General features: G+C 40.7%; 9 protein-coding genes. 1 reads left to right on the top strand and 8 read right to left on the bottom strand.

Annotated features, from left to right (window positions below; genetic code table 11):
- Nucleotides 1-4 precede the first annotated feature (4 nt).
- The 8 genes from GQR52_RS15150 to GQR52_RS15115 are packed head-to-tail and all read right to left on the bottom strand — an operon-like array spanning nucleotide 5 to nucleotide 10,610.
- Nucleotides 5-796: a sterol desaturase family protein gene (locus tag GQR52_RS15150; RefSeq protein ID WP_165728979.1), complete on the bottom strand. Its 792-nt coding sequence runs from the start codon at nucleotides 794-796 to the stop codon at nucleotides 5-7.
- Nucleotides 789-1,454 carry a CDP-alcohol phosphatidyltransferase family protein gene (locus GQR52_RS15145; RefSeq protein ID WP_165728978.1) on the bottom strand — a complete coding sequence of 222 codons (666 nt, stop codon included), beginning with the start codon at nucleotides 1,452-1,454 and terminating at the stop codon, nucleotides 789-791. Before GQR52_RS15145 ends, GQR52_RS15150 begins: the two co-directional genes overlap by 8 nt.
- Before the next feature lie 44 nt (nucleotides 1,455-1,498).
- Nucleotides 1,499-2,137, bottom strand: coding sequence for an ATP-binding cassette domain-containing protein (locus tag GQR52_RS15140; RefSeq protein WP_165728977.1), 639 nt, complete (start codon nucleotides 2,135-2,137; stop codon nucleotides 1,499-1,501).
- Between the two features lie 55 nt (nucleotides 2,138-2,192).
- Nucleotides 2,193-3,947 (bottom strand): ABC transporter permease subunit, encoded by a 1,755-nt coding sequence (locus tag GQR52_RS15135; RefSeq protein ID WP_165728976.1) that lies wholly within the window; start codon nucleotides 3,945-3,947, stop codon nucleotides 2,193-2,195.
- Nucleotides 3,944-5,278 carry an ABC transporter substrate-binding protein gene (locus GQR52_RS15130; protein WP_165728975.1) on the bottom strand — a complete coding sequence of 445 codons (1,335 nt, stop codon included), beginning with the start codon at nucleotides 5,276-5,278 and terminating at the stop codon, nucleotides 3,944-3,946. Before GQR52_RS15130 ends, GQR52_RS15135 begins: the two co-directional genes overlap by 4 nt.
- Nucleotides 5,265-6,083: a DUF547 domain-containing protein gene (locus GQR52_RS15125; RefSeq protein ID WP_165728974.1), complete on the bottom strand. Its 819-nt coding sequence runs from the start codon at nucleotides 6,081-6,083 to the stop codon at nucleotides 5,265-5,267. The genes GQR52_RS15130 and GQR52_RS15125 overlap by 14 nt, the downstream gene beginning before the upstream one ends.
- Nucleotides 6,084-6,085: 2 nt before the next feature.
- Nucleotides 6,086-8,239 carry a bifunctional TVP38/TMEM64 family protein/FAD-dependent oxidoreductase gene (locus GQR52_RS15120; protein WP_165728973.1) on the bottom strand — a complete coding sequence of 718 codons (2,154 nt, stop codon included), beginning with the start codon at nucleotides 8,237-8,239 and terminating at the stop codon, nucleotides 6,086-6,088.
- Between the two features lie 10 nt (nucleotides 8,240-8,249).
- Nucleotides 8,250-10,610, bottom strand: coding sequence for a TonB-dependent receptor (locus GQR52_RS15115; RefSeq protein WP_165728972.1), 2,361 nt, complete (start codon nucleotides 10,608-10,610; stop codon nucleotides 8,250-8,252).
- Nucleotides 10,611-11,037: 427 nt separating this feature from the next.
- Here GQR52_RS15115 and GQR52_RS15110 point away from each other — a divergent pair, with 427 nt between their 5' ends.
- Entirely contained in the window at nucleotides 11,038-11,451 is a 414-nt protein-coding gene (locus GQR52_RS15110; RefSeq protein ID WP_165728971.1) for a hypothetical protein, read from the top strand.
- Nucleotides 11,452-11,625: the final 174 nt, after the last annotated feature.

Genomic DNA, 11,625 nt, shown 5'->3' with positions numbered 1-11,625 from the left:
ATGCTCACTTATTTTTAAAAGGCATGATCAATAAGCCCCACAATGAGGCATTTTGCTTTTTGCTTGGGTATTCTTTTAAGCCAATATTTATATCTGCGTCGGTTTTTTTAGCTTTATCTTTGTAGCTACCAAATAATTTATCCCACCAAATTACACTAAAACCATAGTTTGAGTTAGTTTCACTAACCACTTGGCTATGGTGAATTCTATGTAATATTTGCGTCATTAATATTAAACGCAGTGGTTTTTCAATGGCATTAGGTAGGCGTATATTTGCATGATTAAATAGTGCTAAACCATTAAGTGCTATTTCAAATATAAGTACCGCAATGGCAGGTACGCCAAGAGCAGTTACTGCAATGAGTTTTATAAGTATGCTCAGCACAATTTCGATAGGGTGAAAGCGCAGCCCAGTACTGGTATCAACATGCGCATCGGCGTGGTGTACGCGGTGCAAACGCCATAAAATAGGCACTTGATGAAATAATCTATGCTGCCAATAAATTAATATATCGAGTAAAAGTATGCTCAATATAATAATTAAACTGCTTGGTAGAGCTATTTGATTAAATAAGCCAATGCCGTGCTCTTGATTGTAAAGTGCTACAGCGGTTAACCCAATAGGGACCACTAAGCGCGCAATAACTGATGAAGCAAACACTAACCCAAAATTAGCAAACCAACGTGTACTGCTTTTAATAGGTGCTTGGCGAGCAGGCTTTTGCCATTCAAGCAGCATCATTATAATTAAAATGCTAAAAAAGCAGCCGAGTCGCCACCATACTTCATTAGTCATTGATTACCTCTGAATTTGCACTGCTAGGCACGTTTTCAGCTGCTTCTTGTTGCTTAAGCGTGTGATAACCGCCATGTATACGGGTAAAAATAGTTATGCCACACGCAATAGCAAAAATGCTCGCCATAATCGCAAAGTGCTGCGGCCAAATACAAAATGCAATAAATAGCGCTATTGTTTCAGTGCCTTCGGTTAAGCCGTTTAAGTAGTAAAAACTTTTGTATTTAAATTGCGGTTTTTCGAGTTTAAATTTTTCGGCGGCAATTGCAAAAGCTAAAAAGCTTGAGCCCGTACCAATAAAAGTGGCAAGTAATAACGATCCCGCTATCGCGTTTTGCTCAGGGTTTGCCAAAATAAAGCCAAGCGGAATAGCCGCGTAAAATAAAAAGTCGAGTGTGATATCTAGAAAGCCACCTGCGCTTGAACTCTGGTTTGCATAGCGTGCTAATGCGCCATCAAGTCCATCTAAAATTCGATTTAAAGCAATGGCAACTAATGCGCCGTACCACATTTCAAACGCCAGTAATGGCACGGCTAATAAGCCAACTAAAAAGCCTACCACAGTGAGCTGATCGGCGGTTATGCCGCGTTTATGCATAAGCATAACCACAGGTGTTAAAAGTGGCTTAATTATAGGGGTGATAAATTTGTCTAGCATGTTTTTTGCCTTATGCGTTTAAAGCTATGTATTAAAATCATGTATTAAAGTGCGCTACTTAAAGTAATGAGTGTGCCATTTGCAGCGTCGGCGTCGCTATGGTCATGAGTTACCATAATTGCAGGTAGTTTGTGATCCCGTATTTGGCTAAACACGAGTTCGCGTGTATCAACACGCAGTTGGGTGTCGAGTTTGCTAAAGGGTTCGTCGAGTAAAATGGCTTTAGGTTCGCTCAGTAGCATACGTAATAATGCAACACGGGCTTGTTGTCCACCCGATAAGTTATCGGGGTGGCGATTACCCATGTCTTTAAGACCTACTTGCTCAAGTGCGTGTTCTATTTTTTCAAGGCGTTGTTTTTTATTACCTTTAGGCATTGCAAAAGCAATGTTACCAGCAACCGTTAAATGCGAAAACAATAAAGCGTCTTGATAAAGCACACCAATATGGCGTAAGTGTGGAGGTGTGTTATCGATATTTTGACCATTAAGCCACACCTCACCATTGGCCTTAAAACTACTTGGTAAAGTACCCGTAAGCCAATTTAATAAGCTTGATTTACCACTGCCTGATGGGCCCATAATAGTCAGAATTTCACCGCCATTAACTTGCTCGTTTAAGCTAAGTAACAACTCATTTTGGCGATAAAGCTGACAATTTTTAATCTGTAATGATGACTGCATTAAAAAACCTTAACCCTGATAATGTTAAACATGGGGGCTTTAAATTTGCGCACTTTTAAATACGTGCGCTTTTGAAAAAGTATTTAGGTAAACCCCATGCCAATATAAATCCAATAAGCGGCAACGCCATTTGCATAATAGCGTACACGGCACTGGTACGTCTGCTTGCGCCATTGGCAAGCGTAACGGCTTCGGTTGTTATAGTCGCAATGCGCCCGCCGCCTGCTAAAAGCGTGGGTAGGTATTGCCCAAAACTAATGGCTAAGCCCAGTGCGGCTGCAATTAAAATAGGAGCAAACAACTGAGGTAGTTTTACTTTAAAAAACACCTTGCATGGCGCTGCACCTAGGCTTGCTGCAACATGAGCAAAACGAGGATCTAAACGCCTATAGCTGCTCGCAAGTGACAAAAACACATAAGGCAACACAAACAGTAAATGAGTAAGTACTACATTAAAAAATGCGGCTTGGTTATTCACTAGTTGTTGTATCCATACTAGCCCAAACAAAAAGGCAATACTGGGTACTAATAACGGTAAGTAAATAATTAAACTGGTAAAACGAGAAATAGGTTTGTCACTCAACTGCTCTGATTCTAAACACAATAAAGTAAGGATAATGGCAAATAGTGTGGTTACTAAACCAATTGCTAGCGTATTAAAAAGTGGGCTGCCCATTTGCATTAACGCACTTTTAAAATGCAGTAGCGTAAATTGTTCAGGCATTGCATCTGGAAAGCGCCAAAAGCCTGCAACCGACCACATAACTAAACCAATAAGTGACAACAGTATAAAGCTAATTACTAATGCGGTGAGTACTACCGTTATTTTTTGCCAATAAAATCCGCCGTATTCACGCACTCCGTTAGTAAGAGAGTCACTAAATAACACTTTTACAGCCTTTTCGCCTCCAAGCCAAAGGGCTAATAACCCGCCTGTAACAGCCAGTTGTAATAAAGCACCTGCTGAGGCTTTAATACGCAGGTTTAAATCAACATCGTTAAACCAATGCATTATTGCAACGGCCAACGTGGGTGGTGTATTTGGGCCTAAAATAAGAGGCATTTCTACGCTTGCGCTGGCATAAGCCAATACGGCTAAAAGGGGCAAACGCAGTAGCGGATAAAGGCTGGGCAGTATTACTTTAAAAAAGGCGGTCATTGGGCAATAGCCCAAGTTAAGCGCAACCTTATGTTGTTGGCGTAATTTTTTGCCAAGCTCAGGTTGAGCAAGCACGCCTAGTGCCATTAATAATAAAAAGGGAAGTTCTTTAAGTGTTAAGCCCAAAATTATACTAATACCGAACGAATCATGCGGAAACATGCCGTTTGGCGCAAGTTCCCAGCCGCTTAACCAAGGCGACGCTAAGCGTGAAATCATACCTGAAGGGGCAATTAAAAACCCTACTGCAATAGCCGCTGCGGCATGAGGTATCACTAATATAGGGCTCAATAAACGTTGTATTCGGTCAAGCCACGGGCTGTTAAAAAACGCAGCTAAAATCATTAAGGTAATGATAAATGCAAGCAAAGTACTTATTAAGCCTGTTGCAACGCTTAGGGTAACCATTTGGGTAAGGCCAGGTGTTTGCCAAAGGGCATTAAAACCTTGCAAGCTAAACGTTGTTTGCTCAAGTACGGGTGCATAACCAAAGGCAGGCAGCAATACGCTAATTAAGCCACCAAGTACGGGTAGTATAAGTAAAGCGAGTAAAAAGCGCGGGCTAAATTTTACAATGCGCGTAAATATATCGGTGCTGCACTGCGTTGTTGCTTTGGTATTTACTTGTACACTTTTTGAAATAACGCTCATTGGCTTACTCCATAACGGGTTTGCCAACCTTGCATAATGGCGTTTACCCAGCTTGGATGAGGTTCACTCAATGTGCGTTTAATACTGTTTAAAGGCAGTGCACTTGGATGCGGTTTAGCTGTTTTAAATAAGGCTTGTTGCTCAGGCGTTAGCGTTGATTGAATAAGTACGCTTTTATCGCCCCATATATGCGCTTTTTGTTTTTCAGCTTGCGCCTCTGGGCTCATTAAAAAATTAGCGACTAATTGCGCGCTTTGCTGGTGGCTTGCATTATAAGGAATTGCCACAAAATGGGTGTTACTTAAACTGCCATCACTCATTGCATAGCTGCGAATGCTGTTTGGTAAATCATAGCGTTTTACAGCCGCTGGTACTTCGGGGGCAGAAAAAGTAAAGGCTAAGCTCAGCTCTGTATCGTCTACTAGGCGGCGCATTTGCGCGCCACTTTGCATAAAATGAGTGCCGCCGCGCCAAAGCGTTGGGTGCAGTTTATTTAAAAACTCCCACAAAGGGTTTAACACTTGCGCCGTGTTTTTGGTAGTAGCTGGTTGGTTTAACTGCGCTTTAATGTTTTCGCTGCTTTGCTGATGCAGTACAACTAAGGCGTACTTTAAAAAGCTCATACCTAAGAAGTCAGGCGGCTTTGGGTAACTAAAGCGACCAGGATTTTGTGCGCTCCAGTTTAATAATTCGTTTAATGTAGTCGGTAGTTTATTGTTTGCTTTTCCATTTATTGCAAGGCTGTCGTAATAAAAGGTAAGTGACGCTTGCCCCCATGGTGCTTCCATTCCATTGGTAGGTAGTCCAAAATCAAAGGTTACAGCAGGATTGTTAATAGGATCGGTAAATACAAAGTTAGGTAATTTATTCGCCCATTCTTTTAAAAGGAGAGAGTGCTCGCTCATGGTGGCAAAGTTAGCCCCGTTGATCCACATTAAATCTACGCTGCCTTGGTTGCTATTGTTTGCTGATTTTTCGGCAAGCACACGGCTTACTGCTTCGCTGGTATCGCTTAATTTCACATGGACTAAGTTAATGTTGTACTTAGTTTTAACTTGCTGCGCTACCCATTGAATATAAGCATTTATTTGCGCGTCGCCGCCCCATGCATAAAAGTATACATCTTGATTGCTACCAAGTGTTTTAACTTGTTGCCAGCGAGATCCCTGTTGTGTATTTATTACTAAATTACTTTTACTATTTGAGTTAATAACGGTATTAGCAAACGCGGTGCTCGAAAAAACAGCTAAATTTGCGATTGTACAAACGCAAAACGCGACACAGCAAAAGCTGTATCGCGCCTGTGTTTGCCAAAACTTAATGGCGAACATTTAAATCCCAGTTGTAGTCTAAAAATTTAACTTTCATGTCATCATTTTTAAGTGCTTTTTGCTGAGCGGGTATCAATTTAAGAGCGTCAGGATACTGCAAGAAAAACTGCTGTAGCGTGTTTGCACCTCTAAAGCCTTTTTCAAAGTCATCGCCGTACCACTTAAATATTGAAGACACGCTTAGCGTATTTTCTTGAGCCATATTACGTGTCATATCTGATAAAAAGCGCACCGTTTGCTCTTGCAATTGGCTTTCTAAATCAGTGGCTGTATACGCTTCTTCTCGAAGCGCTGGGCAACCAATACTCGCGCAATTTACCGCAAAGTGAATGCGTGGGTCGTTGTATTTACCACTACCACGTATTAAACCATGCTCTATATCATCAAGGCTGCGAGTTTTGCCAAGTAATGGCACAAACTCTTTACTCCACGGTGAGCTAAAAAAGCTCCCTAAGTCTTTAATAGACTCAATACTTGGGTACTTAGTTAATATAAGCTCAACAGTCCAGGCGTTATAAGCATTGATTAAAAACGCAAGTTGCTTAGGCTTTTCCCACGCATCAAATTCGCTTTGCGTTACAGCCGTTAACGAATCTAAATACGCTTTTAGCTGTGCATGCTCACGTTTTATTGCAGTGTAATCAACCTCAGTACTGTGACCTTGGTTAATTTCGATAACGTGCTTATTTAATAATGTATTCCAGCTATCGTGCATGCTCTGTGCTTGGGCTGCGAATGACGTTGCAAACGATGTTGCAACTAAAGCCGAGCCAAGGAGTAATGCCTTTAGAGGTGTTTTAAACATAATTAATCTCGACGCCAAGTATGGTATTTTTCAAGCAAGTTAAGCACTTTTTCAGGTGCATGAGCGCGTTTCCACTCGCCTGCTGCGTATTTGTTACCTTCAGCCCAAGTAGGGTAGCTGTGTATAGTACCGAGTATTTTATTAAGGCCTAAACCGTGTTTCATTGCTAAAACAAATTCAGCTATTAAGTCGCCAGCGTGCTCAGAGACCACAGTAACACCGAGTATTTTGTCTTTGCCTTTGGGTGTAATTACTTTAATAAAGCCTTTTGTAGCGCTGTCGGTAATTGCACGGTCTAGTTCTTCAAATTCAAAGCGAGTAATTTCGTAGTCTATGCCTTTGTCTTTTGCATCTTGCTCGTTTAAGCCAACACGTGCAACTTCTGGGTCAATAAACGTAGTCCATGGAATAACACGGTAATCTACTTTAAACTTTTTAAGGTGACCAAATAAGCCATTTACTGCCGCGTACCAACCCTGATGAGCGGCAACATGAGTAAACTGGTACGGGCCCACTATATCGCCTGCTGCAAAAATATTTGGGTATAGCGTTTCAAGGTATTCGTTAGTTACAACAGTACGGTTTGTTTCTATGCCAAGCTCTTCAAGGCCGTAACCTTTAAGGCGTGCACTTCGTCCAACAGCACATAATAGCTCGTCGTATTCAATCTCGATTTCTTGGTCGTTATGTTTAACAATAATGAATTTTTTACCATCGCGGGCTTCACAGCGTAGTGCCTGATGCGATGTTAAAATATTAACGCCACTTTCGGTTAACGCTTCGTGAGCAAAGGTAGACACTTCTAGGTCTTCTTTGATCATGATGCGCTCCGCCATTTCTATTTGCGTAACGCTTGAACCTAAACGTGCAAAGCTTTGTGCTAATTCGCTACCAATTGGACCGCCGCCTAGTACTACAAGCTTTTTAGGGGCTTCGTCTAGCTCTGCAAATTTATTCCATAATGTATCGCTTGTTACATAGCCTGTTTCTTCAATACCAGGTAATGGCGGTACAAATGGGCGTGCGCCAGTGGCAATCACAATAGTACGAGCGGTGAGTGTTTGCGTGCCGCCATCGTTAAGCTTAATTTCTACAGTCCACGGGTCGATTAATTTACCGTAACCTTTTACAACATCTACGCCTAGGTTGGTGTAACGCTCAACACTGTCGTGCGGTGCTACATCGGCAATAACTTTGTGTACACGTGCCATTACTTTTTTGAACGAAAACTGCGGTGTTGCGTTTTCTAGACCGTAGTTTTCGCCGTGGCGAATTTGCTCTGCAATTTTAGCGCTTTTAATAACTGCTTTACTTGGAACACAACCGTAGTTTAAACAGTCGCCGCCCATTTCGCCCGCTTCAATAAGGGTTACTTTTGCTTTAACAGCAGCAGCAATATAACTTGTTACCAAACCACCAGCCCCAGCACCAATAACAATCATGTTGCGGTCGAATTTTTTAGGTTTAGTATAATTTTTGTATACTCGACGTTTTTTAAACACGTTTAAGATTCCTTTTGCAATGAAAGGGAAAATACCCAATAGAGCGAATGATAAAATTAAGTTGAACGATAAAATGCCAGATAAGCTATCTATTTGAGCCAGTTGCGTACCTGCATTAACAAATACAAATGTGCCTGCTAGCATGCCTGCTTGGCTTACCCAGTAATAAGTCCATGACTTTATTGAGGTAACACCCATTAGTAAATTGATTAAAAAGAACGGAAACACAGGCACTAAACGAAGAGTGAATAAGTAAAAACCACCTTCTTTTTCAACGCCTGCGTCAATTGCAGCTAAGCGCTCAGGAAAACGTTGTTTAATAGTGTCACGTAGTAAGTAGCGTGATACTAAAAAGGCAAGTGTTGCGCCAATAGTTGATGCAAAAGAGGCAACCAATAAGCCTTCAACTAAACCAAACAATGCACCTGCGGCAAGTGTTAAAATAGCCGCGCCCGGTAAAGAGAGAGCTGTTACCACTACATACAATAAAAAGAATCCACCAATAACGAGTAACGGTGATTGCTCTTTGTAATCGCTAAACTGATCCATAGACCCTTTTAAGCCATCAAGCGTAAGCAGTTGGTGTAAGTCAAAATGAAAGAACAGGCCGATGGCAGCCGCTGCAATCAATAACAAAAATATTTTTTTAATCATGTTCTCTCTCTTAAAAATTATGGGTAAGCGTTAGCTTGGCGTTTATTGGCAACTCAGGAAAAGCCAATGTTGCACCAAAGTAACCGCCTTCAAACACAGGGCGCCAATTTTTTTGATTCGTTACATTGTTTACATCTAGGCGTAGTTTAGTACTAGGCGTAAAAGCATAGCTAGTATTAACGTTTAGTGTGTACTGATCACGAATTTTTACTGTCGCTAAAAAGTCTAAAGGATAACTCTTTGTATATAGACCCGAAAAACCCGTTTGCCATTTCGAATTAATTGAATAATTTCCGTTAAAGCTGAACGATTGCTCAGGGATACCCTGTACACGGGTGTTTGAAGGTGCAAAAGCGGTAAAGCTAGGTGCGCCAACACTGGTACCTTCAATAATATCTGGACGTGAGTTGTCAAATGCATCGGCTACTTGAGCTGAATCTTGGCTACTTGCAGAATTATCGTAGCGAGCATCAATATAGCTGTAGCCAGCACTTAGCCAATAAGGGTAAGCATCATAAAATACTTGGCTTTCAAAGCCGGTAGTACGAATGCCGGTATTGCTACCATCGCGATTACGTAAACTACGACGTTGGCTGAATACTGCTCCATCGGCGTACCAATCACTGTCGGTTGGTGCGTATTTTAAACCAAATTCAACTAAAGTATTTTCGGTTGAAAAGTTTTGCGCGCTAATCGTGTTGTCGCCACCAAGAGATGTACCGCCGGCCATACTATTTGATGTGGCTTCGTTATAACTTGCTGCGCCATAAGTGGTGTAATCACCGTTTAATCGGTAGTTAAAGCTTATTTGCCCCGAATGTAGCTTATCGTTAATGCTATCGCTGGCTGCAATTTGACCTTGTGGTGCTATTGGGTCATGTGCGTCTACGTCATAAAAATCTATGCGATAGCCAACACTCGTATGAAATTTACTTGTCCAATCAGAATCTTGCTGAATAGCAAAGCCTGTTTGCCATGAACGTGAATCGGTCGTGTCTGATAAGTTAAAGTCGCCGCTGCCATCGTTATTAATATCATATTGACCACCAGGGGATACAAATATACCTGGGCTAATTTCAATTAAACGCGCTTGTTGTACATCAGTTAAAGGAATGCGGCGGTTTGAAAGTGGGCCTGTTAAATCAATAGGTAAATCGGCTTCTGTTGTAAATTGGCTGTAGCCTAATACGCGGTTATAACGCACATCAAATGCAAAAATTGTTTGCTGGTCGCTATTCCAAAGATAGGTAAGCTCGGTACGGTTTTGCGCGGTATCGGCACCATCTATAATTTCAACAAAGCTATTTTGTGCAATTTCTTCGCGTTGTAAGTGCTGAAAATACGTAATGTTTTTTATTGATGCATTGTTGGAAAGTTCACGCTTATAAATGCTGTGTAGTAAATAAGTAGTGGCTTCGTTTTGATTATCAGGATCGGTAAGCACTGTACTGCGATCTATTTTTACTTGCCCAGTTGGTGAGATTATTGAACCTGCTGCCGGTACTGTGCTGCCATTTGCTTGCACGCCTTGGCCGGTAATATAAAGGCCATTATCTATTAGCGCTTGAGTAGGGCGGTTAATACCTGCGTTATCGGTAAATTCAACTTGATATAACTCAAAGTTAATATCCCAGCTGCTCTTGTCATCAGGTAATACGCGTAATGATGCAAATAAGCTGTCGCTCTTTGTGCCTGAAAAATCGTAGTAGCTGCCGTTATCTATGTGTTCAGCGCTTACTCTAAAACCTACTTTATCTTTTACAATGGGTGCACTGTAATCCACTAAAACACTGTACTGATCCCATCGACCTGCAGATACCGTTGCTTTGCCTTTACTTTCGTCAGTTGATGCTTTTTTAGAATGTAAGTTTACAAAACCACCGTTGCGTTGGCTTGAGCCAAATAATACCGGCGGCGCGCCTTTTACCACGTCTATCTGTTCTATAGAGTTGAACGATAACGGCACGCCAAAGCCATTATTACCTGCTTGGCGGCGTGTACCATCTTGGAAAAGCTCACCTAGTTGCCCACGAATAGTAGGTAAACTGGGTGCCCCAAAACCACTGGCTGAATAGGTATTAGGGCTTACTGCGAGCACGTCTTGTAAAGTCGTAATATTGAGTTGCTCTATTAACTCGCTTGAAATTGGTGTTACTGATCGGGCTATATCTTGTAGGGCTAAGTTGTCGCCAAACGGGCCGTCTACAGTGGCGTTTTTAACCGAAAGACCTTGAGATTTAATAACTTGGCCTGCCACCTCAATGCGCTCTATTGCGCCATCTTTTGTTGTTTTTGATTCTTCGGCTGCAAAAGCATTAAGTGGTGTATTTAATATGGTGGCTAGGGAAAGTGCTAAATATGCGTGTTTCAAACGTTTTCTCTCTACGGTTAAAATGTTGTTGGCGATAAAGACCGAAAGGATTAAAAATAAATTTCAGTAAATTTCGATTCTTTTTGTTTTTTAGAACATAACAAAACGGATGCATTATAAAGGTGGTAATTAAGTACTATTGTTTTATTAGTTGATAAAATATTAATAGAGCGATTGTATTAGAGTGAATGTAAATATTTGCTTTTAATGGGCTTTTTTAATTATAGACTACTTTTTACCTGCTAACATTTTAAAATTGTTAACTTTTACGCAGCATTTTTTAAATTGCTGAAATATGCTTCACTTTTATTACTACATGGTTTAATTGATGAATTAAAATAAAAACAATTAAAATTTTTGAAATAAAAAACAACTTATACGGTCTAGGTTACTTCAACGTTTATTAATATTTATTTAAGGAAGTTTTATGACAGGCTCAATCAATTCTGATGTTCAAAACCGTTTACAATGGTCACTTTTATCTTTGCGTTTAGGCGTGTTTATTGTAATGGTTATGTGGACGTTTGATAAATTCGTAAATCCTGGTCATAGCGCACGTATTTTCGAACATTTTTACGGTATTAGTGGCTCATCTGACATAGTTGCTTATGTTATCGGTGCTCTACAACTTGTATTAGTATTGGCATTTTTAGCGGGTATTAAAAAGCGCATAACTTACGGTATCATTTTTGTAATGCATGGCTTATCTACGCTTTCTTCGTACAACCAGTATATAGATGGCTTTAACAACTTATTATTCTTCACTGCATGGCCAATGTGGGCTGCGTGTTTTGCACTTTACTTATTACGCGACCAAGACGTAAAATTTACTGTAAAGTAATAGAACAATAGCTATACCCTTAAGGTTGTAGCTAAAAATACATTGGGCTGAGTTATTTACTATTTCAGCCCAATGTATAGCCTTTGAGCACTTCTTCTAATAATCCAATCTCTTTGTCATCTTCTAAAAATAATCCTTTTTATATTATTTCATCTTAAATATTGCGTTAGATCA

The organism is Pseudoalteromonas sp. 31A1 (assembly GCF_011378815.1).
GTDB classification, from domain to species: Bacteria; Pseudomonadota; Gammaproteobacteria; order Enterobacterales; family Alteromonadaceae; genus Pseudoalteromonas; species Pseudoalteromonas arctica.
This window is presented reverse-complemented; position numbering and strand designations above follow the sequence as displayed.

Bases quoted from the DNA above. Each gene is read 5' to 3' on its own strand.
- GQR52_RS15150 (WP_165728979.1), bottom strand. From the start codon at position 796: ATGACTAATGAAGTATGGTGGCGACTCGGCTGCTTTTTTAGCATTTTA.
- GQR52_RS15145 (WP_165728978.1), bottom strand. From the start codon at position 1,454: ATGCTAGACAAATTTATCACCCCTATAATTAAGCCACTTTTAACACCT.
- GQR52_RS15140 (WP_165728977.1), bottom strand. From the start codon at position 2,137: ATGCAGTCATCATTACAGATTAAAAATTGTCAGCTTTATCGCCAAAAT.
- GQR52_RS15135 (WP_165728976.1), bottom strand. From the start codon at position 3,947: ATGAGCGTTATTTCAAAAAGTGTACAAGTAAATACCAAAGCAACAACG.
- GQR52_RS15130 (WP_165728975.1), bottom strand. From the start codon at position 5,278: ATGTTCGCCATTAAGTTTTGGCAAACACAGGCGCGATACAGCTTTTGC.
- GQR52_RS15125 (WP_165728974.1), bottom strand. From the start codon at position 6,083: ATGTTTAAAACACCTCTAAAGGCATTACTCCTTGGCTCGGCTTTAGTT.
- GQR52_RS15120 (WP_165728973.1), bottom strand. From the start codon at position 8,239: ATGATTAAAAAAATATTTTTGTTATTGATTGCAGCGGCTGCCATCGGC.
- GQR52_RS15110 (WP_165728971.1), top strand. From the start codon at position 11,038: ATGACAGGCTCAATCAATTCTGATGTTCAAAACCGTTTACAATGGTCA.